This is a genomic window from Thalassoglobus polymorphus (assembly GCF_007744255.1).
GTDB classification, from domain to species: Bacteria; Planctomycetota; Planctomycetia; order Planctomycetales; family Planctomycetaceae; genus Thalassoglobus; species Thalassoglobus polymorphus.
Genome location: NZ_CP036267.1, coordinates 5,348,510 through 5,372,739, shown reverse-complemented (window position 1 = coordinate 5,372,739; position 24,230 = coordinate 5,348,510). Strand labels below are relative to the sequence as shown.

Below are 24,230 nucleotides of genomic sequence, written 5' to 3'. Positions count from 1 at the left end.
AGATCTCGCCTCGATTTCAAAGATCGGGTAAGATGATTTGTTGGAGCGACCGCTTGACTGAGTGGCTGGACAGGCCATTTCGGTCAGCACGATTCATTCATTCAATATTACAATGCAAACTTTGCGGACCACCCCCAAGCTATGTTTGTTGGAGTCAGAATTCTGGCTCCCTATTCTTGAGGATATTTCACGATGCGATTCATTTTGACATTCGCGTTCTCCGTGCTTTTGCTCGGTGCTTCTGTTCAAGCGCAGAATTTCGGAGATCTTTTCGAAACGAATCAGGTTAAACCTGCGTTCCAGTTAGATGGAGCAGGAGAACCGGAGGTCTCGGCAGTTCTCAAGAAAGGCGAAAAGGCAGGCGTTGTCGTTTTCGAATTGAAGCTGACCATCCCTAAAGGGGCCAACAGTTATTCGCAGGACAAAGATTTTGCAAAACCGACCGTGATCACTTTGAAAGATCTCGGTGGCTGGACTCCATTGGATGATGCGTTTAAGCCAAATCCAAAACCGAAGCGTTCGTTTGACGAGGTTTTTGAAAAGGAAGTTGAAAAGCTCATTGGAACGACAACATTCAGTCGTCGTTATTTAGCTCCACAAGGGGCTGATGTGACAACGGCATCTTTTTCTGGAAAGATCGATTTTCTGCTTTGCGACAAAGGAAGTTGTACACCGAAGTCGAACTCATTTGTTGCGAAATATCGTGATGAAAAGAAGGCTGAAGCTGAGAAAACTCTTACACTCGAAGAGACTGTTCCCTCAGTTCCTGCACCTGATTCAACATCCCAAGACTCATCTGTCGAACCGACTTCTACAGAGACAGCGTCGGGAAACACGGCGTCAGATGCTGCGGGAGAAAATTATCAGGTCGGGTATCAAATTACCCCGACACGTCAGGTGGGGGGAGAAACTGTTGCAGATCCAGTTCGGCTGCAGTTTCAATTGTCGCCTCCGAACGCTCAAGCAGGGGAAGACGTTGAACTGCAGGTGACGATGAAATTGCTTGAAGGCTGGCAGACGTATGCCCTCACACAAGCTGAAGGTCAACTTGAACGTCCAACGAAAATTTCGATCACGAATGTGACCGGCATGGAGCCAGTCGGCGAGTGGTCTTCAATTCAAGAACCGGAACTTCACGAAACTTCTGTTGGAAAAGCTCTTGCACATCACGAAAGCGTGACATGGACCCAAACGTTCCGTGTGAGCAATCCCGAAGATGTGGGGGTCGTGGGAAAGATTACCTACCAGATTTGCAAAACATCTTGTCTTGCCCCGCTGCCTGTTGAATTCTCACTTGGGGCTGCACAATCCGAAAAACATATCGCTTTGGCATCTTCGCCAACTCTGACTGTTGGTCTGAGTGACGTTGCCGAGATTCAAGCACCTCCAGTCCCCAAGGGAGAGACAGAGGTCGACATGTTCGCCGTTGACACAGAAGGGGAAATTACCTCTTTGGGGGTTGCGTTACCCTTGGCTTTTATTGGTGGACTGCTTCTGAATTTCATGCCCTGTGTCTTGCCAGTTTTGGCAATTAAAATTCTGAGTCTGGTTCAACAGGCTGGTGAAAGTCGTGCGAGAATTTTGACCTTGAATCTCTCTTATACCGCAGGAGTGCTGCTGGTCTTTCTGTTGCTTGCTGTTGTTTCGGCAGCGATCGGTTGGGGGGGGCAATTTCAGAATCGTACCTACACAATTTTGATGAGCATTATCGTCTTCTCGATGGGATTGAGTCTATTAGGTGTTTTCGAACTCCCAATCCCCGGACTGGTTCCATCAGCGAATGATCATAATGAAGGACTGATGGCCGCATTCAACACCGGGATTGTCGCGACCCTGCTGGCAACCCCTTGTACAGGCCCATTTATGGGGGTTGTTATCGCGTACGCCGCCAGTCAACCGACGGCAATTAACTTCTTAATCTTCGGCCTGATGGGGCTGGGGATGGCGTCTCCATATTTAGCAGCTGGCTTCTTCCCGCAGGTTGTCAACTGGTTGCCCCGCCCCGGAATGTGGATGGTGCGGTTCAAGCAGTATGCCGGGTTCGTCCTTATGGGGACTGTCATTTGGCTGATGAATGTTTCACTCGATGCAGCCACACACGTTCCACTGCTCATTTTGTTGTTAGGGGTCGCAATCTTCCTGTGGATGATTGGCCTGGGGACGACAGATGGGCAAGCGATGTTTGGCAAGCCGCTCGCCTATGCGTCTCTGCTTGCAGCTCCATTGATTGCATATGGAATCTACGATATCCGCACCACTCCTGAGAGCTCCGCAGAAGCTCGTGTTGCGGAGATCACTGGAGAGAAAACGGGCAAGCCCGTTGATGTCGACGAAATGCCTTGGGAGCCTTTCTCTGAAGCTCGCATGATTGAGCTTCGCCAACAGGGAAAGCCAATGTTAATCGACTTCACAGCCGATTGGTGCGGAGTTTGCAAATCAAACGAACTCTGGGCTTTGAATCGTAAACCGACTGTCGAATTTGTTCGCAAACACGGAATCACCCCGATGGTCGCGGACTACACTCAAGAAGATGCAGAAATTCGAAAATGGCTCCAAAAGTTCGGAGTGCAATCGGTTCCGCTCGTCGTTATTTTTCCTGCAGACATTGAGAAAAACGCAACCGCAATTCCCGGGCCATACACGATGGACGGAATTATCAACTACCTTTCAGAGGCTGTGAACGCAAAGAATACGACTGTTGCCCAAGAAGAGGTCGACCGGAAAACTTTGTAGTGCGCGGTCCGTCTTCGCTGTCCTGCCTGTGAAGGTCGCCTTCATGTCTTCATAGGCAACTCACCACGAGGCAGAACGTAAAGACAGCCTTGGATTTGCGAGAAAGCAGGCGTTTCAATCTGAAGTGGAACGGATCAGGCTGCCCACCATCCACCGTTGACATGGAGAGTTTGTCCGGTGATGTATGAGGAGAGGTCGCTGCACAGGAATAAAATTGTGGAGGCGATCTCTTCCGGTTCTCCGAACCTGTTGAGTGGAATCTGTTCGAGCATTTTCTGACGTGCCGCGTCCGGAATCGATTCACCCATTTCTGTCAGTACGACTCCAGGAGCGACGGCGTTGACGTTAATGCCTTTGCTGGCCAGTTCACGGCTGAGAACTTTCGTGAGTGTAATCACGCCCGCCTTCGCAGAAGCGTAATTGGCTTGCCCGTAAAATCCGATGACTCCCGAGATAGAAGCCATATTGACGATCCGTCCCCCTTTCTCCAGATAAGGGGTGACAGACTGGCTCGCGCGAAAGACTGATGACAAGTTGGTTTCAATGACGGTGTCCCATTCTTCGTCCGTCATATTCTTGATACTGCGATCTCTCAGCACCGCGGCATTATTCACCAGGAAATCAATTCGGCCAAACTTCTCTTTCGTCTGTTCGTAAAACTGTTTCATCTCTGAACGGCTGCGGACATCGGCGGCGGCAACGAATCCGTTGCCGCCCCACTCTTCCGCCAAGGTTGCGGCTCGTCCCCGGCTGATTCCCTCTGCGTCATCAAAGTAGTTGACAGCGACCTGAGCACCTGCATGCTTAAGCATGGTTGCTGTCGCCTTGCCAAGTCCTTGAATTCCCCCAGTCACGACCGCTACCTTGCCTGACAAATCAATCGAGATCATTGATGTACGTTTCCTTCAGAGGATTACCCACGCAAAAACAGAGATGAGATCGGGCTCACCTGTCAAAAGTGGGATCATATCAAAGTTGTCCAGAGTTGTCGGAGGTGATTTCCGGATTCGTCGAAGACTTTTCTAGCAACGAGGGTGTTTTGAGAAGTCCGGGCAGATTATCCTCTGGAAGTCCCGTCCAGTTGGATGTGAAACAGAGAACTGTTTGACCGAAGGGACGGAGAAAATTGCCAAGTCCGTGGAGTGAAAATTATGGCGGAGAACGCCCCGCTTGTTGGGATTATTATGGGAAGCAAGTCCGACTGGGAGACGATGCAACCCGCAGCGGACATGCTGAAAGAGTTTGGCGTCGAACATGAATGTCGAGTTGTCTCTGCGCATCGGACTCCCGATTGGATGAACGAATATGCAAAGACTGCGGAACAGCGCGGGTTGGAAGTGATTATCGCTGGGGCGGGTGGGGCGGCTCACCTGCCTGGGATGGTTGCTTCCCAAACTGTCCTCCCCGTCTTGGGAGTCCCGGTCAAAAGCCGAGCACTGAACGGGCTCGATTCGCTACTGTCGATCGTGCAAATGCCCGGTGGAGTCCCGGTCGGAACACTTGCGATTGGTGATGCCGGAAGCAAAAACGCAGCTTTGCTGGCAATTCGAATTCTGGCGAACACGCGTCCCGAACTGCGTGAAAAACTTCATGCGTTTCAGAAGGAACAAACAGAGAGCGTTCTGGAGAACTCGGAACTATGCTAAAGCAGATTTCTCCCGGTGCGAAGCTGGGTGTTCTTGGAAGTGGTCAACTCGGACGGATGTTTGCTATTGAAGCACGTCGTCTGGGGTATGGCGTTCATGTCTTTTCCCCAGATGAAAAGACACCAACAGGGGCTGTGGCCGATCGCGAGTGGACTACCAATTATGACAACTTCGATGCGATCGATGAATTCGCAAGAAGTGTTGATGTGGTGACACTCGAATTCGAGAACGTTCCGACCGCTGCGCTCAATCAAATTGAAAAATTTGTTCCGGTCCGCCCGGGACCGCAGGTTCTTGAAGCGGCTCAGAATCGACTCAAGGAAAAGTCTTTGATGCGCAGCTTCGGGCTTCCAACAGCTCCGTTTGCTGCCATTGACTCTTTGGAAACTCTGACTTCTAAACTAGCTGAATTTGGCGGTCAAGGAATATTGAAAACGGCCAGCTGGGGGTATGACGGAAAAGGTCAACAAATGGTGACCAGCGATGCCGATCTGGCGACTATTTGGGGACAGTACGCAGGCAACGAGACAATCCTCGAAGGCTTCATCGACTTCACTCGCGAGCTGTCGATCATTGGAATCCGAGATGCAAATGGAAACTTTGATTGTTTCGATCCAATCTTGAATCACCATGCCAACCACATTTTGGATGTTTCGTTAGCGGGGCCGGGACTGTTTCGTCCGAAAGTGATTGAGAGAGCCAAGGAGATCGTGCGAACGGTGATGGACTCACTTGATGTGGTGGGCGTACTTTGTGTGGAGCTGTTTGAAACCAGCGGCGATGATCTGCTCGTGAACGAGATCGCTCCGCGACCGCATAACTCAGGACACCTGACAGTCGATGCCAGTTACTGTTGCCAGTTCGCACAGCAGGTCCGGTCGATTTGTAATCTTCCGCTGGGTTCAACAGAGCTTCGGCAGCCGGCTGCAATGGCCAATCTCCTCGGTGATCTCTGGCCGAAAGCGAGCCAACCGGACTGGGCGGCTGTGCTTTCGTGCCCTGAAGTTCATCTGCATTTGTATGGGAAAAGCGAAGCCAAACCAGGTCGGAAGATGGGGCATCTCACCGCACTCTCCAACGATGTTTCCAGCGCGGAAGAGATTGCCCGAAGAGTGAGAAGCTTGTTGTAGAGGTTGCTTCGCTCACCTCAGGCTCGCCGCGAATTGACAACAACAGATATCATTTCGTATCGTGCGGGAGAGTCGGGACTGATCGAAATGAATTCGATGAAGTGAATACTGATCGACCTTTGTTGCGTTTTTGGCTGCAAAGGAAGCTCCATTTCCCGAAGGCGGAGTTCTCTGCCGGGCAGTCATCACCGACGTTGCACATCACCCACGCGCATCGACAAAATGTACATCGACAAAACGTACTTCACTGACGACGACAGATGTAACTGTACTTGAGGCAAACCACCTTGTCAGACGAGACTGAGACTACTGGCACACGGGCTGAGGCTATTCAGACAAAGGAAGGCGTCCAACGGAAACGTCTTACGATCTATTTTGCCGTCACCTTTTCTGCAATGCTGGGGATCTTGGCCGGGTTGGGAGTCTTCACGTTTGGGTACGGAAAAGGGGCCAGCTACCTCAGCAATGATCCCAAAGGATGTGCGAATTGCCACGTGATGCAGGACCATTTCGATTCCTGGCAACAGAGCAGCCACCACCATGTCGCAGTCTGCAATGATTGTCACCTGCCTCACGATTTTGTGGGGAAATGGGTGACAAAAGCAGACAACGGATTCTTTCACTCTTTGGCGTTTACGCTGCATGATTACCACGATCCAATTCAAATCAAGCCGCGGAATCGGCGTGTGACTCAAAGCTCATGTATCGATTGTCATGAGGATTTTATTCATCCTCTTTTGCCGGTCGAAACAGAAGCAGGCACGGGCGATGCCAAGGCTCATGACATGCTCTCTTGCGTTCATTGTCATAGCGATGTCGGCCACGCTTTCCGGACGATTTCATCCGGTTCAAAACGAGATTAAACAGCCAGATTCAACATTTTTTTACTGTTCCGTTCCAAAGCCAACTCTATGAAATCTTCAAATCAAGGCCTCGTTCGTTGGATGTTCCTCCTGACATTTCTGGTCGGTGCGGCATCTTTTGGTGTGATTGCGTTGCTTGTGAGTATCTTCGAGCGGAAGCAGGAAGCACGAACGCCATTTGTGAAAATTGTCGAAGTGAACGAAGTGAGCACAGACCCTGAACCATGGGGGCTGAACTTTCCTTTGCAATATGAAACATACTTGAAGACGGTCGATACCGAACGGACTGAGTTCGGCGGGAGCGATGCTTTGCCCCCAAGTAAGCTGGAGAAGCAACCCTGGTTGAAAAGGCTTTACGCCGGATATGCGTTCAGTCTCGATTACCGCGAAGCGCGTGGGCATGCCTATATGCTGAGCGATCAGAAAGCGACGAAACGGGTTACGGAAGTCCAGCAAGCTGGGGCTTGTCTGCATTGTCATGCCTCGATCGTCCCGACGTATCGCCGAATCGGTCTTGAAGAACAAGGGGTCGAGGTGACTGAAGCCAAGCTGGCAGACTCCTTTAATCAGGAAGCTGTGATGGCTGGTTTTAAGGCTGTCAGCCAACAGAACTTTGAGGATGTGTACGCAGAGTTGTTGAAGACTCCAGATGGGGTCGTCGAAGCAACCGAAGGTGACCCTCATCTAGGTGGCGCCCATCCTGTTTCCTGCATCGATTGTCACAATCCTGACACAATGCAAATCCGGGTCACACGTCCGGGGTTCATTGAAGGAATCGCCAAGCTGGCTGAGAGCGAGGATCCGGTTCCACACTTGCCGAGTATCGCAAAATGGCGTGAGTCGGGAAAAGAAAGGCCGTATGATCCGAACCTGGATGCGTCCCGACAGGAAATGCGGTCGTTCGTCTGTGGACAGTGTCACGTTGAATACTACTGTGCAAACAAAATGACGCTGACGTTCCCCTGGAGCAATGGACTCAAAGTCGAAGATCTGGAAAAAGAATGGGAAGAGACCGAATTCCCTGATGGAGGCGGCGAATTCTACGACTATGTTCACAAAGAAACAGGAACGAAAGTCTTCAAGGCTCAGCATCCAGAGTTTGAACTCTGGAGTCAGGGAATTCATGCAAGAGCCGGTGTCAGTTGCAGCGACTGTCACATGCCGTATGAAAAGGAAGGGGCCACCAAATTCAGCACTCACTGGGTGAGAAGCCCGATGTTAAATATCAACCGCGCCTGTCAAACCTGTCACAATGTTCCAGAAGCAGAACTGAAAGCTCGCGTTGACATTATTCAAAATCGTACAACAGCACAGATGGATCGGGCTGCTGTGGCCATGACTGATATGCTCGATGCCATCATTGAAGCACAGAAGAATGGAGCGACTGAGGAGCAGTTGAAGCCGATCCGAGAGATGCAGCGTAAAGCGATGTGGCGGCTCGACTACATCAGCAGCGAAAACTCCAAAGGGTTCCACGCGGATCAGGAAGCGGTCCGAATTCTCGGTGAGTCAATCGACTACAGCCGTCAGGCACAAGCAGCCGCGTACAAAATCGGGAACACCAAGGAAGCGGCTGAAAAAGAGTAGGAGGCATACGTCTCATCTTTTTCAACAGGCTCGCGCAATGACGAGCAGGCTGGATACAAAGGAAGAGAGCCAGCGGTCTTGTGTTACTTAAGAATTTGATCTGTAGCGAGATGCTGAATATGCAGGATCTCCTTCAGATCTTCGTATCGCGAGAGTGAGTTAGCGTCAGGAGGCTTGTCTCGTCGCACAGAGCGAATCAATAAATTCTTTGGGGTATGTTCCAGGTCGATGAACTCCATGATCTGAGTTTTGTAACCCTTGGCTTCCAGCGTCGCTGCGCGGAGTGCATCGGTTACGAGAGCTGCGATTCGCTCTTTGAGGATTCCGTGTTTTAGAATCAGTTTCAGATCGTCATTCTGGAGCTGAGGAAAGACTTCATGTTGGCAGCAGGGAACCGCAAGGATGACATCTGCCTGAGCATTGACGGCATAGGCAAGAGCAACATCCGTGGCACTGTCGCAAGCGTGCAATGAAAGAGCCAGGTGAACTTTCGTCTGTTGCGCCGTGTTCTCAATCTTTCCGTTCGAGAACTCCAGTCCCTCCAGTTGAAGTTTCTCAGCGAGACTCTGGCAACGTGAGATGACATCTGTTTTTTGGTCGATGCCGTGCAGGATGACCTCTCTTTGATGGATGGACGTCAGCAGGTAATGGACTCCAAAAGTCAGGTAGCTGAGCCCGCAACCGAAATCGACAATTCGAATTGGTCCATCGGCGGGGAGTTCGGAATAAAGGTCGTTGACGATCTCGAGGTAACGATTGACCTGACGGAATTTCTTTTGGCGAGCTGCATGGACCTTCCCTGCAGCGTTCATGATTCCAAGTGCTTCCAGAAACGGACAAGGAACACCTTCAGGGATGAGATAGTTCTTGGACCGATTGTGTTTTAATGAGACGCGGGGTTCCTGAGGCGTCGTTTTCTTCTTTGTGTGTTTCAGCCCTTTCTTTGACTTTCTAAGGATCTCTTCACTTTCATTAGTGAAGAGATAAGCTTCCCGAAACAGGTCTCCAAATTCGTTGCGGAATTTCTCGACTGACTCCTCATATGAGAGGTTCTGGTGAGTCTGCAGCTTATCGAACTGGAGTTCCCATTGAAGAACGTTCTGCCCCTTGATTTCTATGGGACGAACGGTTTGCTTGCGTGGAGTTTCGAGTGAGGTTCCTTGAGTTGGTGCACTCAAGATCAAGCGTTGGAATCGCTTCTCTCCAACGGAACTGTGGAATGCGTTGATGAATTCTTCGAGATGAGCGGTCATGTTGAATGCCGTGCAGCAGCACGTCGATCAGTCTGTTGTTGAGATCTGTGTGCTGTGAAATTGAAAATCGAATTCACGCTAAGAAAAAACAGCCCGCAATGTGCAGGCTGTTATTTGACTTGATTTGGTACGAATCGACTGGATTCTAAAATTCTCCACCAATTGGCTCTCCGCCATTCCGTGTGCAGAGTGCGAAGAAAATCTGGTCATCGACGTTTTTCGCCATCGACCGAGACGATCCATCTGCCAGAGCGATATTCAAAACATCGCCGTGGAAGCTACCGAAGCCGAAGAAGTGAATACTTCCTGTAAGGTTACAGTTTTGAGCATTGGCAGGTGTTCCGGTCCAGTAGGTGTCGAATCGCGAACCGGAAATGTCGTCGCGTCCTCGAGCACAACAGGCGTAGCTGTCGCCCCAAAAACCACCGAAGAGTGATTCTGCAAAGATGATTGTGTTCGACATTCCATCAGTAATGTCGCGGTCATCAACGCTGCTGTTCTTGAAGAAAATTCCGTTCTCGACCGGGCCGCCCTGAGGGGGGAGTTGGCCTTGTGCGTTCTGAGCTTGTGTTGCCACGAATCCCATGTTTCCTCGGTAACTGGAATAGGCAAGGTTGCCCGGTCGGTTGTCCGGAAGGCTGGCACTTGGGCAAACGTACGAGGGAACAGGAACCTGAAGATACTCCCAGTTACTGTTGATTGGTGCATCGGGGTTGTTGCTGGTTTTGTCGAGTTCAAACTGAATGGCGAGCGTCCCCTGCTCGATCTGTGGCAGAATCAATGAGTGCAAAGCCCAAGGGCGTCCCATCGTCCAGTCACTAATCGTAATCGGTGGTGCACTCCCAGAGCTGATCACAACAGGAGGAGAAAAATATTGCGACAGGTCGATATCGCATAACGGGGCCGGAGGATTTGGGTTGAGAGGATCAACGTCAGCTTCAATCCAGCCTGAAGGAAAGGTTCGATGGCTGTCGAGGTAGTTTTGTGATGCCAGTCCAAGTTGCTTGATGTTGTTCAAGCAAGAACTCCGACGTGCTGCTTCTCTAGCACGTTGCACAGCTGGCATCAGCATAGCGACCAGGAGGCCGATAATTGCGATGACCACAAGCAATTCGACGAGCGTGAACCCCGATTTTTTTCGGGAGATTTCACGTTGTTTGATGTCGCATCGACGCATAGATGACCTCTCAATTTCAAAATGAGGGAGCTTTGTGCTCGTGATTTATGATCAATTCTGGAGCACTTTCGTGCTATTGGAGCCGTGAAAAACAGTTCTGACAGAAGAACTTCGAACTCCACGGACAGATTTCGCACACCGATTCGAGAACTGCTGGTATTGTCTTACATATTACAGGGTCGACTATCAAATTGGACAGCGAAAAGTCCCATTTTGGTGCTATTTTGCTGAGTTTCCCCAACGCTTTGTGAGGTTCGCAGAGACCTCAAGTTGGTCGCAGATCCGAGTGACGACAAAATCTATCAGATCCATAATCGACTGTGGTTGATGATAAAATCCTGGCATCGCGGGTAAAATCACTGCTCCGGCGTCGGACAATGTTTTCATGTTTCCCAGCTGAAGGCTTCCAAGTGGAGTTTCGCGAGGAACAACAATCAACTTCCTGCGCTCTTTCAAATGAACATCGGCAGCTCGGTGAATTAAATTCGATGAAAGGCCATTTGCAATACTGCTTAATGTTCCCATTGAGCAGGGGCAAATCACCATCCCGTCAGTCAGGAAGGAACCACTTGCGATTCCCGCCGAAAAATCCTGATACGCATGGGAATACAGTTTCCCGGTTCGTTCTCGAACTTGCGAGTCTTCGGGGATTGAATTCAGTAGTTCCTCGGCGTTGAACTGGAGAGGATCAATTTGCAGTCCCAGCTCAGCAGCAAAAACCTGCGTCGCTGCCGGGCTGATCGTCAAATGAACTTCGTTTCCTGTTTCGAGTAGGACTTGTAACAAGCGGACTCCATAAAGTGATCCACTCGCTCCGGTGATGGCGACAACAATACGTTTCATGCGGTTTCATTCCATTTGTCAGTCTGTTTCGGTCTCCAAGTTAGAGTGATGAACCGCAAAACGATATCATTGAAACAGTTTTTTTACTGCCAAATCACTTTCAGATTCCTGCTGCCCACTTTGCACTGACACAAACGCGGAATTTCACAGTCTTCAACACCGATTCTCAGAAATTTTCTACCAAATACCAAAAAATGAATTTGAGTGCTGCCTTGTCGTGAGTCGTTCATGAAGTCGTGAAGGCGAGCTTCGCCTGTACAACAAACGTTAGAACCAGTCCGAAAACCTCTGGAATAGCCGCTTTTCTTAACGTTTGAGAGAGCAGTATTAAATTTCAGGATCAGTTCTAAATTGTTGTGTAAATAAAAAAGAGGCAGTCAAACCGAAGTCTGACTGCCTCTTACAACGGAGGGTGAATCCGTTCGCTTCAAGTCTCTGCTGTGATTGCTTTCGATTATTCTACAATTGGCAGCAGATTTGGGTTCGTTGCGGATCGTTCCAGGTCGACCTTGTCGATTTCCTTAGGTGGGGCCGGTGCTGCTGGAGGTGTTGGTGGCACTAAGCCGTCAGCGTCGTTGGCGTCGGTTGGAGTCGGCTCTCCCTGAATTTCCTGAACTGACTCAACCGGACAGTAAGGAGCAGCGTTGGCTGTGGGGCCAAAACGATGCCAGTCCTGTGGTCGCGGAGCTGGTGGAATCATCCCGGGGACAGGAACCCACGTTGGAACTTTTTGGTAGTAGTATCCAAGTTGAGTTGTGTCTGTCGGTGTGTAAACCGCAGGTCGATGTCCGTGGTAACCGCTTGGATGTCCACCGGTCCACTTTGCAGGGTAGTTATGTTGATAGGAAACCGGCTGACGGAAGTAGGGTTGCTTGCCGGGAATCATGAATCCGTGAGATGGAGCGTAAGAGCAGACTCCACTGCAAGGGTCCAGCCACGCCAGGATTTTGCGAGCCGAACAGCTCAGCTTTCCACAGCATGAATTACAGCCATTGCAACCGGCTCCACCGATTGGGCAGATAGCGCCAAGTGGGCATCTTCCGTATGGTCGGCAACCGTATCCACCGTATCCGTTTTGGCACATCCCATTTGGGCAATTCTGACAGTTTCCATGCTGGCAGTTTCCCTGCTGGCAGTTTCCCTGCTGACAGCCAGCAGAATTTCCAAAGCCCGCCCCGGCTGTCTTGTCGCAATTTGTTTGCAACAGTCCATTCTGGGCAGCGACTGCGGGAGAATCGGTAATGTGGACGACTCCCGTTTCGTCCAATTCCTGAGCCGAAGCCACTCCGGTGATCAGGCACAACATTCCCGCAACTGCGAGAAGTTTGCTTCGAAGAATTTTTGATCGAACCATCGTTTTATTCCTGTAATACAAATGAGTCCCGTTGTCCGTAAGTTGTTGTTACGGAGTCGGAACTCCCGGAGTGAGAGGGTGAGCAACAGGTGTGAGTCGACTGGAAGGAATGCCCCAACCGTAGTTGTATGTGTGGTTCACGTTCGGTGCGAGAGGCACAGAAACAGGACCACCATGACCCGGAGCGGCATAAACCTGTCCGTCGCGTGAATCGAAGTAGTTCGGATTCACGGGGTAAACCATGCTGTATTTGCCCCAAGGTGGAGCGCCCTTCCCATCTGGTCCGGTTGGACAGAAGTATCCAAACTTACAGCGAAGGTAAGCCTTCTTCTCTGCAATGTCAGCTCGGCATGATGCCTTGAGGGTATTGCAACGTTGTTGGTTGCGAAGCCTCAGGAAGAACATGTTCATGCTGAGCCATTGTCCAACTTTTGAGTTTGCACACAGGTACGGACCTGGTTCGCAAGTCGCGTAGCCATCGGTAACGTAACCGTCGGTGACGTAGCCATCGGTAACGTAACCGTCGGTGACATAGCCATCTGTCACATAACCATCGGAGGCGTAACCGTCCGATGTCGGGCATGTTTTACATGCACTGACTTGCTGGATTTCATCGGATTGACCACGGTAGGTGAATTCCGGTTGAGATTGATCGCTGACGCGGACGACGCCGGCCGATTCTGACTGGCCAAGACGTACGACTCCCTCAGCATCCTCTGCTGATACGGGGACCGTCGCCAGGACGAGACTCGCGGCAACAAACCGCAGGCTCCAACTGCGAACGAGAGTCATCATGATTCTTATTCCTGGGTCTGAGTGTTCGACTGCCGACGCTCAAGACAAGAGTGGTCTCAAACAAGTGAGAGCCAAACGTCTTCTCTGACGGCGATCAGTACGATTTTGAAAAGTTGAAGTTCTAGAACATTTTCAATGCTTGTCGTGTCCAGGAAGTTCGCTTTCGCAGCTTCATGGTCTGTTCGCCATAGGGCAGAACGTGGAGACAAATTGGAAATGCTCTTGCTCTCTCATCCGATACCGTGCGGGCGGCATCGGGCGAGAAGGGCAGAGTGATTCGGATCGATTCGTGAACCGAAATGTTGAGAGCAGTTTTAGTGCTCCCTCGTCTGTTCGTGAGAATGCTTCCGATAAAATCGTTAGCGTTCTTTCACGAGGCTGAACTCACGAAATTTTTCGGATTGCTTAACGTGGTGGGCGAAATCCGGAGAAGAGAGGGCGATGTGATTTGTATTTCACAATCACTTCGGTTCCTTCCAGTTTCACTTGTTCGTGCTGACGCATCCCGAACGGGGTCCAGATCCAGCCCCCTTTGACGTTGTAGTAATACGGGCCATACATGGCATGGTATTCATGCGGGTACAGCATTTCGTGTGGAGCAAACGCTTGGTTCGTAATGATCGCCCCACCATTCCAGGAAGGCGTATACTGAACCGGGCTTGGATACAGCGGAGCATTCAGTTGTGGATAATGTGCTCCACCATGTCCGTGCGGAGCAACGTAACCGTTCCCCGGTGCTTGAACGAGATGCGTTTGTTGAACGCGACCGTTGTGCGGACTCTGTGCCATTGCTGTATTGAACATCGAAACTGCAACGACAGCTGCAGTCATCTTCAAAGATACTGAGAACATTTCACCCTCCCTGTGTCCTCTACGAACACACGAGTCATTATTGTGACCTGCGGTGTTCTGTTTAATTTTGACAGCGAAGCTGTCAGACTATGTCCCGATCCGTGAACTTTTCGAACAGGAGCCTTCCAACTCTTTTGGAAGTCAGGTTCGTTTCCTGGATCAGTGCTGATGACTTTCCCGTAAACTGACATCGTGAACAGCGAACTCAATGTTCGAGAGGCCGAAGGCAAGTTTTTGGTCCAGTTTGAAAATCACGTTCTCGAATAAGACAACATGACTCACTCTCAGATTCGGCAAACTCGGATCGTGACAATGAGTCATTTCGGGAACGTTCCAACGAAACACCCACGTTTTCCGAATGTATGACTCTCAAACGACTTAAATCAGCTGAATAACCGCGCCAGCCGGTATGGTTCTCAGTCTTTTCGTAACCCGAAAATCCTTCCTGTACTCCGCAGATTGACAAAGTCATGACTGATAAAAAACGTCTCCGACTCGGAATTCTTGGCTGCGGCCGAATTGTGACCCGTCGCGTTCTGCCTGCATCCTCGCAAAGTGAACTGGTGAGTCTCTTCGCCATTGCCAGTCAGCGAGAGGGAGTGGCTCAGGAATCTGCGAGCGACTTTCAGATTCCCCACGCCTTCAACAGTTACGACGAACTCCTGAAGTCGGATGATGTTGACGCGGTGTATATTCCAAGTACGGGCGATCAGCACCACCGGTGGACCATTGCAGCGGCTGAAGCGGGCAAACATGTCCTATGCGAGAAACCGCTCGCACCGACTCTTCGAGAAGCTGAGGAGATGGTCGCTGCGTGCCGCGAAAACAACGTATTGCTGCAAGAAGCTTTCATGTGGCGACAACACTCTCGAGCACAGATGCTCAAGAGCGTTTTACAAGACGGAGCGATTGGAAATCTTCGGCTAATCACCGTGAACTTTTCGTTCAATATCGATCGCAACGATTGGCGACTGAGGCCAGAACGAGGCGGCGGAGCGATGTGGGACCTCGGTTGTTACGGAGTCAATGCGAGCCGCTTCTTTACCGAAGCGGAGCCGACTGCGATTTCTGCCGATGCACATTGGTGGGAAACCGGTGTCGATATGACCATGCGAATCGGACTGACTTTCCCGAACGAAGTACTCGCCAATATTGATTGCAGTTTTGAGTTGCCGTTCCGCTGCCGCATGGAACTTGTTGGAGACGGTGGGCGAATTGTCGTCGATCCCGCATTTCAACCGGGTGAGAAGCCATCGTTTCAACTTTGGCGTTCAGCAGATCATGATGCTCCCATGGAAACGATCGAAACAAGTTCTCGCGACCAGTATGCCTGTCAGCTCGACGCTTTTGCGTTGGGAATTCAAGAAGGGAAACTCGTCGATTCTGCTGAAGATGGTTTGCAGAACATGAAAGTGATGGAAGAAATTCTGAACACCGCGAAGAAGGCCTCGACGGCTTCTCCGAAGGCATGAAGTCTTCGGGGTGAGAAATTTGATATTGGATTTGCTTTAGGTTTTGTGAATGTTGAACCAGCGTCCGCAGTGGTTGCATTTCACATCCCCATGCGGTGAGACATCTGCGTTTTCGGCTAAGCTTGCGCCACAGCCGTCGCATTGATATCCCGCGGTGACATCAGCGAGTGGGGCGGCAGGTCCGTCGTCAGGGTGTTGATTCAGTTGATGCATGTTTTCCATCATCGAGCGAATTCGGTGCTCAGGACTCAGCTTCCCTGAGAGTGTTGTCAGACCCACCACCACAAAAGGAATCGCCACGAAGGTTCCGAAAATCTTGAAAAAGATTGGAGCAAAGCCAAATGGAGGAATTCCCGACCATAACCCAAAGATCAGTGACAGCCCGATCCCGAGCGGAACAATCCCCATGAATCGAATCAATTGCATTGTGGTTTCCTTCGCGGGCGAAACTGGTCAGAGTCGTGAATCAAAAAGAGCGAGACGAACTCACTTCTCATTCGTTGAAGAGGACAATTTATTCGTGCCCTTTCGGCTGATGGGGAGTTTTCAAGGTTGAAAGGTACTCGACGAGGTCACGGATGTCGGACTTGGAAAGTTGTTTGACGATGTCGTCTGGCATTCCTGACTTCCCTTTCGCCTGTGCATCGATTTTATCTTTCTCGACAATGATGATTTCGCCCATCGGCTTCATCAATCGGTACGATTTTTCGTCTTCACCTTTCACGAGCCCGGAAACAACCCGACCATCGTCCATTGCGAAGACGACAGTCTCAAATCCTTTGGCGATTTTCGCATTCGGAGCGACGATCGATTCAAGGAGATATTTGCGAGAGTTCTCTTTAGAGACAGCGGACAAGTCTGGTCCGACATCGCTGCCGTTTCCGTTGACTTTGTGACACCGGCGACAGGACGCAGCGGCGTTTCCGAAGAAGATCTCAACTCCACGAGCGTAATCTCCCCCTTCCAGGCATTCCAGATATGCTGAGAGTGGGTCACCGGAATCACGGTTTTCCTCAATCGTTGCCAGCCGAGTTTTGAAGGCATCCGACTCCTTACGCTCTGCCACTTGAATTAAATCCAGCTGAACATCCGGGGATGCCTTCCCGGCAATCAATTGGTCGATTGCCTTCAAGAGGATTTCATCCGCAGCCTCTGAATTCAGGTCGGCAAGGACTTTGACAGCTGACTGACGTTCAATTCTGGTTCCCTTCTCTAATGCCTCTCCGAGCATTGGAGTCACTTTTTCAGGGGCTCTGACGGCGAGAAGTTCTCTGGCGGTGGCGCGAATCTGGTCTGACTGATCCTTGGTTGCAGTCTCCAGTGTTTGTCTGATCTCTTCTGCCCCAACAGCGTCGAGAGCAGACAACGCTTCGACTCTCATTTCCGCAGCGTTCTTCTTGTTCTTGAAGATTTCGTCCAGGTGAGAAGCAACATCTCGAACTTCATATTTGGCAGCGAGCTTGATCGCTTGCGTCTTGAGCTTTGCGCCGCCGGACATCATCCCGCCGAGGTTGTTTCGAACAGCTTGATTCGCCAGCCCTGGCTCTCGCTGAGGGAGTGGACGATAGATATTGATAACACGATCCAGGTTCGGCGGCTGATCCCAGTTAAGAAGTTCTTCGACTGCTTCGAGCCGCAACGATTCTGGCAGCCGAGTTTCAGCTGCCAGCTTGGCGACAGTTTCGGCATTCTCGGCGAGACCCAATCTGAAGTTGGCGTTCATGACGCGCCGTAGTAATGCGTCTGGAGTTTTCGGAGTCACTTTCAGTTCAGCGAGTGCTGGCAGCGCAGCTTCAATCTCCAGATCATGGATTGCTCGAGCTGCTTCGACAGCCACTTGAACATTTGGATCATTTAAGAATTTCGCCAGTTGAGGCGACTTCATTCTTCTCAACGCAACGACAGCAGCCAGCCGCACGCTTTCGTGGGAACTGACGTCTGCAAGTTTCGTCAGATCATCCGCAGTGGACGTTCCCACCAATCCCATGACACCCGCATGCCGTAACGCCGGGTCGTTGTCCCTGTTTTCATTCAGCATCTCAATGAGTGCAGCTTGTGATTCCGCTTTTTGTAATTTACCGAGACCGATGGCTGCGAAGTATTTTTCGCGAGCACTTCCTCTTTTGACAGCTTTCAGGAAACCGCTGTAAGCTGCTTCCGACTTGGCATCGGCAAGAACCTGAATCGCTTGAGCCCGAACTTCTTTGACGGGATCGTTCATCAAAGCAATTAGTCGATCAGGAGTTGCTTTCCCCTGTCTCAGTAGTTGTCCAAGTCCCCAGATTCCATGCAGTCGGGCGATGTTGTCGCCTCTCAAATCTGTTAGCTGATCGAGATCATCGATCGCATTGTTTTTAACGAGCTGGAACTGAGCACGCTGCCGGACGCGGCGGTCCGGGTGTTCGCAAAGGTGTGTCAGTTCGTGGTTTTCGATATCGTTGAAGTTGAACTTCATGATCACGTCTGAGGGTTCAACGTTCTCCGGTTCCCGATTTTTCTTGTGCGAAAAAGTATAGACGCGCCCCTTCCCCGGACCCTCCCAGCCATCGACCCAGTCGGTGACATACATGCGTCCGTCGTAGCCGAAGTCGACATCGGTTGCGAGAATCGATTGGATGAACCAACCGTGGTCGACGAATTTGAAGGTCGCTCCATGTGGCGTGACGGCGAAATGTCGAATTCCACTGGCTCCTGAAGAGCCACGGAAATCTGCGAGAAAGAAGCGGCCTTTGTATTCAGGCCCCAAACCAACTCCGGGATAGCAAACAAGTCCGGAAGGTCCATCAGAGATGTTCACAATCGGTGGGACGATATAAGCGGGTTGAACTGCCGTCGTTTCTTCATCCGCCTGATACGGATACCACATCCGTTCGCGGTTCCAGGGGCCACGGTCCGAAAGGTATTGGAAATACATCCGCCATCCGGTGTCACCACCTTCGAGGACATACACCCAGCGAGCCTGGTCCCCGGAATCAGAATTATTGTCCCCAGTGAAAAGATTCCCGAAGTCGTCAAATGCAAGCTCTTGTGGATTTCTCAGGCCATAGGCAAAGACTTCAAGATTTGAGCCATCCAGCTCGCAGCGAAAAACTGCTCCCGTATCAGGGCGAACGAGATGAGTCCCTTCTTTGGTGATGACGTTATAGCCACGATCGCCAATACTGAAATACAAACGCCCATCGGGGCCGACAATCAGACCGTGCATGTCGTGTCCACGAAATGCGACTCGCACTCCATATCCATGGTGAAGAGCTTCCTGATGATCAGCTTTGCCGTCGCCGTTTGTATCTCTGAACTTGTAAAGCTTAGGTATACAGGTGTAGTAAACATCTCCATCAATCGCCAAAACTCCGGCACCTGTGCCGTCGAGGATGTCGTTGAATCCGTCAGCGAAAATGGTCGATTTGTCTGCTTTGCCATCGTCATCGGTATCTTCCAGAAGGCGAATTCGATCCTGCTCTTTCGCGTAGTTCGCGACATCTTCGCCAAGATATTTTTTGAACATCTCCAAACGCTCTTCGACGGTTGTCAAAGAGAGGTCCGTTTCAAGCCAGTTCATGTGGCCGCGATTATCTTCGACTCCTTTTTGTTGACGGAACGTTTCGCAAACATACATCCGCCCCTGTTCATCAAATCCGAAGGCAACAGGATTCGCCAACATCGGTTCTGCTGCCCATAAGCTGACCTCCATGAAAGCAGGGTACTGAAATCCTTCCATCGCAAGTTGCCCCTCATTTGAGGCATCTTTGATGTCCGGAGAATAGTCTTGAGCTAGCGCAGCGATGTGCCACGAAACCGGGAGCAGCAAGAGGAGCGTGAAAAATCGAAGAGCTGGCAAGTGTCACCTCTATGGTGGGGATGATCTATGAATGTCGCGGCAATTCTACTTGGTGGAATATTTTAACGCTCGCGAGAATCGGAAGAGAGTGCTTTATCAGGGAAATACACGGTTTTTGACTCAGCAAAGCACTGGAACTGCTTTTGTGAGGCTCATGCCCGTGAAAATTGCTGGTACGACGACCGTATATAGCTCGTTCGCCGCGAGCATCAAGGCTGGGCTAAGCGTTTCCAGGCGAGGAGAGCATCTTTCACAGCTGCGATGTCGTGGACCCGGATGAGGTCGGTGTTCTGTTGCGCGAGAGCGATCGCGACTCCTAGCGTCCCAGCGAGCCGTTCTTCGATGGGCCTGCCGATGATCTTGGATAGAAACCTCTTGCGGGAATGGCCAATCAAGACCGAATGCCCATTCGCACGAAGTTCGGCAATATGAGTCAGCAACGACAGATTATGCTCTGCAGTCTTTCCAAATCCAATCCCGGGATCGATGACGATTCTTTCTGCTGCGATTCCCAGCTGGGAAAGAGTTTGCGTACGTTGAAAAAGATACTCGGAAACTTCCGCAACGACATCGTCGTAATGCGGATTGTTTTGCATCGTCTGCGGCGTCCCCTGACGATGCATCAAGATGATTCCGCAGGCACTTCCGGCAGCGACCTCAGTCATTTGTGGATCATGTTCGAACGCAGAGACGTCATTGATGATGCTGGCGCCCGCTTGCAATGCAGCTTGGGCAACTTCGGATTTCATCGTGTCGATGGAGATCGGGACATCGGTTTGGGACGCCAATTGTTCAATGACCGGAATGACTCGCCGCAGTTCTTCATCGGTCGGAACTGGTTCCGCTCCGGGCCGGGTTGATTCTCCTCCAACATCGAGAATGTCGGCACCCTCTTCGACCAGCTGCATGGCATGTGCGACGGCGTCCGCAGGGGCCAACCACTCTCCGCCATCAGAGAAACTGTCCGGAGTGACATTCACAATCCCCATCAACTTGGGGAACTCTCCGAGCGTCCAGGTCTGATTAGAAAATGTCCAGGTCCGAAGTTGTGAAGTGTTTTCTTGCATGACGTAAACACCTTGCATTACCGGAAGGTTGACTCGTTCGGTAAAACCTGGCGAAAGAATTGATGAGAAAAAAGAGACGTCTCGCCTCGTGGCGAGCCGTCTATGAAGTCATGAAAATGAACTTCACGGGCACGACAGGTATTGAAGATGCTCTAAATTGTCCCGGTTCCGATTAACAATCCGATTCGGCAGGCGTTGAGGAACTGATCGATATGGAGTTCTTCCTTGACTGTGTGGATTCCGTGCTGACCACAACCCATCGTGACTGTCGGTAAGCCGTGAGCATTCATCCAGTTTGCGTCCAACCCACCGTTACTGATTCGGGTGGTCGGCTCCAGTCCAAGGGCCTCCATCGTTTTGATCGCTGTTTGAACAACAGGCTCGTTCACGTCCAGTCGGAACGATTCGTATTTGTGCCGAGTCGAAACTGAAACGCTTCCAGTCTTTCCGGAAGAGTTCTGCAATTCTTTGGTTGCCCGCTGAAATGCTTTATCAATCGCACCGACGATTTTGGCCCGGAAAGTTGGGTTGTGGCTGCGTGCTTCCGCTTTGATGTGCAATTGGTCCATCACGACGTTGGTCGCATCTCCTCCTTGAATGACCCCGATGTTGCTCGTCCCGGACTGCTTGCCCTTCTGAATGAGACCATGCCAACCATCATTCACGAGTGAGTTGATCGCCATCGCAGCAATGGCAGCGGCGCTCACACCCTGTTCTGGGGCGGCGCCTGCGTGGCTGGCAATTCCGGTGATGTCGATTTCGATGTGATCATCTCCGGTGGCACCGATGACAGCGAGGTTTGCTAAGCCACCATCCCAGTTGTAACACTGTGCTGGCTCTTTCAACTTCTCGGTGTCAACATTCTTTGCTCCGACGAGGCCGATCTCTTCTTGCACTGCAAACAGTAACGTTAGCGGAGGGTGTGGTAAGTTGTGCTCTTGAATCAGGCGAATCGTATTCAGGACAACCGTGGCTCCTGCTCGATCATCCCCACCCAATGCTGTTTTGGGGTCTGAGGACGTAATAATGTTTCCGTCCCGCACCGGTTCGCAACCGACGCACAATGGGACCGTGTCAATGTGTGCCATCAACAATCGGCGAGGTTGATCAGATTGCCCAGGAAGATCGACGATCAGGTTTCCAATTTCGCCGCCGATATGGCTTTTGGTGTTCGCAGAGTCATACGAAATCTGTGAGTCCTGAATTCCATACGACTTCAATTGCTCGACGATGAAGTTCGCGACAGCTCTTTCATCGCCACTTTTTCCGGGAATCGACATCATCTGAGTGACAAGGTCAACTGCGCTTTCATCAACGAGACTCGAAAGCTGAGAAATATTTGCTTCGGACATATCCGTTTGCCTGTGCGTAAAAAACGTTAACAGAAGTTCAGAAATCGTATCGATTCACAGTCGTGAGGATCAATGTTCAGAACTTGCAAGAGCGAAATTGAAACGTCAACAAGAATTGAAGGACCGTTGTCATCAAGTGATATCGCGGTCCTTTATTCTGGTTGCGCTTGAGGAAGAGAGTCTTGAGTCCCTTGTGGAATCGCTGAATTGAATGTGCTTCTCTGAGGCTGAGAAACCAAGTTTACGTGTTCTTGCCGATTTTATGCACACCACTCAATGAAAACGACTCGTCGCGGAAAGCTGCGCCGAGTCGTTCGTGATCCAGAAAACTCGTTTGCTTATGACTCGCCGGTTCCGAGTGCTTCGGGTTCATTCGGGAGTTCAGGTTGCTCATCGAGATGAACAGCTTTGTAACCACCAGTCGCTTTGAAGCCGATAATCAGGGCCAGATAGCAAGCGGCCATAACGAGTGGGACGTATGAGGTCAGCTTCAATGCCATTCGACCACCATACAGGCCAGCACTTTCGACAAGCGGTTTGTCCGCTTCGGCATGAGTTGAAGCACTCTTCCACCAATTCGTGAGCATTGTCTGGTTTTCGTCGGTCTTGCCTTCCTCTTCCAGCAAGGTGTTCACGCGAGCAAGTTCTTTACCGTTGTCAGAAAGCACGCCAACTTTTGCGCCGTCGAGCCCAACAGTTTTGAAGTTCATGAATCGACTTTCATTATCGGCCTGATACCGCTTGAAAGTTTGAGCGTCTTTGGCTTCAAGTTCTTGAGAGGCGTAGTAATCCTGTTTGAATCCAATCGCTGGTCCTCCGAGAAGACCGGCTGAAAGCATCCCGACACCTCCCAGCATTCCAATCGCAACAGCCCCCCCTTTAGGAAAACGCTCTGATGCCACGGCCAGCATTGTGGGCCACAGGAATGTTTTTCCACAGGCGTACACAGTCGCAGCGACAACGCAGATGACTGCCCCTTGAGCGGAACTGAGAAGGGTCAAGCCAATAAAGCCAAGAATTGAGCTGACGAATAAAAGCCCCAAAGGTGAAATTCGATGGACAATCGGTCCGGCAACAAATCGCAGAGCGAACATCAATGTTGATGTGTAGACAAACAGAGCCATTCCTTTGGCCCCACTTTCCATGATCGATCCCGTGATTTTGGCGATCCAGGAATCTGTGCCAAGCTCGACATAACCGACCATTGCGTGGATGACCAGCAGGAACAACATCAGTGGTGCGAAGACTGTTCCGATCATTTCGCCCAGAGTGGTCCCGGCTGAGGCTGCTTCTGACTGCGGGAACTTTTGTCCAAAGAGCATCCCTCCGTAAATGATCACAGGGATCAGAAACAGAGACATCTGAATTTTCCAGTCAACAGCTTGTTGAATGACATCACCGGCTTCATTTTTCTGTGCTGCCATGAAGGCTGAGGCAAGTCCCCCGATCACCAGACCGGCAGGCCAGCCAGCGTGAAGAATATTGAGATAGTGTGTTTTATTCTTCGGAAATAGCGTCGCTGTTAATGGATTGACCACAGCTTCAGCGAGTCCGTTTGCGACCGCGAAGATGAACATTCCCCAGAATAGACAGTTGTAAGCTCCTGCTTTCCCACCCGCTTCAAAGGCTGCCGGAGCAGCCAATGTGATCAATGCAGAGACTGCGTGTAATATGAAAGCCAACATCATGAGTCGGCCATAGCCGACTTTGTCTGCGATGAGAGAGCTTAGGATGATGACAATTCCGAATCCGGTTAGCCCGCCTCCGGTAATTGCTCCCAATTCCGTCATTGTGAAGCCGAATTCCACAGCCCACAGGCCCAAGACTCCACCACGCAGCGAAAAACCGACTCCCGCAGCAAGAATTGCCATAAAACCCGCCCACAACAATCGTTGTGCGTTCGGGAAAGCGGATTCCGAAGTCGTCTCTGTCATGTGTCTTCTCCAGCAGTTTGTATTTTGATGACAACGTTATTGTTTATTTTTACTTGCATCTTAAGGCAGTTTGATCCACCTCGGACACATTGAGTCGATGTTGTACTGCAAGCTCTCGCTCTGCCGTTGGGCTGCAACACGTTCATCGAGTTGGTGGTCTTTCAGGGACGGACCAATCTTTATTTAGGGCGGGCGTCGTCGTTGGATGAGTCTCCAAGCTTCACGCGGTGACGCATCATTATTGTTTTTGCCAACTTACCACAAGTTTGAATTGGGCGTGCATCGTATCGGTACCGGATGATGTTTTCCACGCAGCAGAACAACTTTCGCCTCG

18 protein-coding genes are annotated in these 24,230 nt (G+C 50.9%); 6 read left to right on the top strand and 12 right to left on the bottom strand.

The window, feature by feature from the left end:
• The first annotated feature begins 192 nt into the window (after positions 1-192).
• Positions 193-2,733: a protein-disulfide reductase DsbD family protein gene (locus Mal48_RS19475; protein WP_145203602.1), complete on the top strand. Its 2,541-nt coding sequence runs from the start codon at positions 193-195 to the stop codon at positions 2,731-2,733.
• Positions 2,734-2,867: 134 nt separating this feature from the next.
• Here Mal48_RS19475 and Mal48_RS19470 read toward each other — a convergent pair whose 3' ends face one another.
• Positions 2,868-3,623, bottom strand: a complete 756-nt coding sequence (locus tag Mal48_RS19470) for an SDR family oxidoreductase (protein ID WP_197441840.1) — start codon at positions 3,621-3,623, stop codon at positions 2,868-2,870.
• Between the two features lie 261 nt (positions 3,624-3,884).
• Here Mal48_RS19470 and purE point away from each other — a divergent pair, with 261 nt between their 5' ends.
• The 4 genes from purE to Mal48_RS19450 all read left to right on the top strand — a co-directional run bounded on the left by purE (position 3,885) and on the right by Mal48_RS19450 (position 7,959).
• On the top strand, positions 3,885-4,379 hold the full coding sequence (gene purE, locus Mal48_RS19465) for a 5-(carboxyamino)imidazole ribonucleotide mutase (RefSeq protein WP_145203599.1): 495 nt from the start codon (positions 3,885-3,887) through the stop codon (positions 4,377-4,379).
• Positions 4,373-5,509, top strand: a complete 1,137-nt coding sequence (locus tag Mal48_RS19460; protein WP_145203596.1) for a 5-(carboxyamino)imidazole ribonucleotide synthase — start codon at positions 4,373-4,375, stop codon at positions 5,507-5,509. Before purE ends, Mal48_RS19460 begins: the two co-directional genes overlap by 7 nt.
• 368 nt (positions 5,510-5,877) lie before the next feature.
• Positions 5,878-6,372, top strand: a complete 495-nt coding sequence (gene nrfH / locus Mal48_RS19455) for a cytochrome c nitrite reductase small subunit (protein ID WP_391601812.1) — start codon at positions 5,878-5,880, stop codon at positions 6,370-6,372.
• A gap of 48 nt (positions 6,373-6,420) precedes the next feature.
• Positions 6,421-7,959 (top strand): ammonia-forming cytochrome c nitrite reductase subunit c552, encoded by a 1,539-nt coding sequence (locus Mal48_RS19450; RefSeq protein ID WP_145203592.1) that lies wholly within the window; start codon positions 6,421-6,423, stop codon positions 7,957-7,959.
• An 83-nt stretch (positions 7,960-8,042) separates the two neighbouring features.
• Here Mal48_RS19450 and Mal48_RS19445 read toward each other — a convergent pair whose 3' ends face one another.
• The 6 genes from Mal48_RS19445 to Mal48_RS19420 form a co-directional block, all read right to left on the bottom strand.
• The gene (locus Mal48_RS19445; protein ID WP_145203589.1) at positions 8,043-9,212 is read right to left on the bottom strand and encodes a class I SAM-dependent methyltransferase; all 1,170 of its coding nucleotides are present in this window, start codon (positions 9,210-9,212) and stop codon (positions 8,043-8,045) included.
• A gap of 145 nt (positions 9,213-9,357) precedes the next feature.
• A complete protein-coding gene (locus tag Mal48_RS19440; RefSeq protein WP_145203586.1) occupies positions 9,358-10,389 on the bottom strand; it encodes a DUF1559 domain-containing protein in 1,032 nt (343 codons plus the stop codon).
• Between the two features lie 219 nt (positions 10,390-10,608).
• Positions 10,609-11,232 (bottom strand): UbiX family flavin prenyltransferase, encoded by a 624-nt coding sequence (locus Mal48_RS19435; RefSeq protein ID WP_145203583.1) that lies wholly within the window; start codon positions 11,230-11,232, stop codon positions 10,609-10,611.
• 454 nt (positions 11,233-11,686) lie between these two features.
• Positions 11,687-12,586, bottom strand: coding sequence for a hypothetical protein (locus Mal48_RS19430; protein ID WP_145203580.1), 900 nt, complete (start codon positions 12,584-12,586; stop codon positions 11,687-11,689).
• Between the two features lie 48 nt (positions 12,587-12,634).
• Positions 12,635-13,381: a hypothetical protein gene (locus tag Mal48_RS19425; RefSeq protein ID WP_145203576.1), complete on the bottom strand. Its 747-nt coding sequence runs from the start codon at positions 13,379-13,381 to the stop codon at positions 12,635-12,637.
• Between the two features lie 405 nt (positions 13,382-13,786).
• Positions 13,787-14,233 (bottom strand): hypothetical protein, encoded by a 447-nt coding sequence (locus Mal48_RS19420; RefSeq protein WP_145203573.1) that lies wholly within the window; start codon positions 14,231-14,233, stop codon positions 13,787-13,789.
• Positions 14,234-14,703: 470 nt separating this feature from the next.
• Here Mal48_RS19420 and Mal48_RS19415 point away from each other — a divergent pair, with 470 nt between their 5' ends.
• Entirely contained in the window at positions 14,704-15,705 is a 1,002-nt protein-coding gene (locus Mal48_RS19415) for a Gfo/Idh/MocA family protein (RefSeq protein WP_145203570.1), read from the top strand.
• 36 nt (positions 15,706-15,741) lie between these two features.
• Here the strand turns inward: Mal48_RS19415 and Mal48_RS19410 are convergent, their stop codons facing one another.
• The 5 genes from Mal48_RS19410 to Mal48_RS19390 form a co-directional block, all read right to left on the bottom strand.
• A complete protein-coding gene (locus Mal48_RS19410; RefSeq protein WP_145203567.1) occupies positions 15,742-16,131 on the bottom strand; it encodes a hypothetical protein in 390 nt (129 codons plus the stop codon).
• An 88-nt stretch (positions 16,132-16,219) separates the two neighbouring features.
• Complete coding sequence (locus tag Mal48_RS19405) at positions 16,220-19,543, bottom strand: PVC-type heme-binding CxxCH protein (protein WP_145203564.1); 3,324 nt, start codon at positions 19,541-19,543, stop codon at positions 16,220-16,222.
• 209 nt (positions 19,544-19,752) lie between these two features.
• Complete coding sequence (folP, locus tag Mal48_RS19400) at positions 19,753-20,610, bottom strand: dihydropteroate synthase (RefSeq protein WP_231739729.1); 858 nt, start codon at positions 20,608-20,610, stop codon at positions 19,753-19,755.
• Between the two features lie 152 nt (positions 20,611-20,762).
• Entirely contained in the window at positions 20,763-21,962 is a 1,200-nt protein-coding gene (locus tag Mal48_RS19395) for a M20/M25/M40 family metallo-hydrolase (protein WP_145203561.1), read from the bottom strand.
• A gap of 338 nt (positions 21,963-22,300) precedes the next feature.
• Positions 22,301-23,896, bottom strand: a complete 1,596-nt coding sequence (locus Mal48_RS19390; protein ID WP_145203557.1) for an MFS transporter — start codon at positions 23,894-23,896, stop codon at positions 22,301-22,303.
• Between the last annotated feature and the right edge of the window lie 334 nt (positions 23,897-24,230).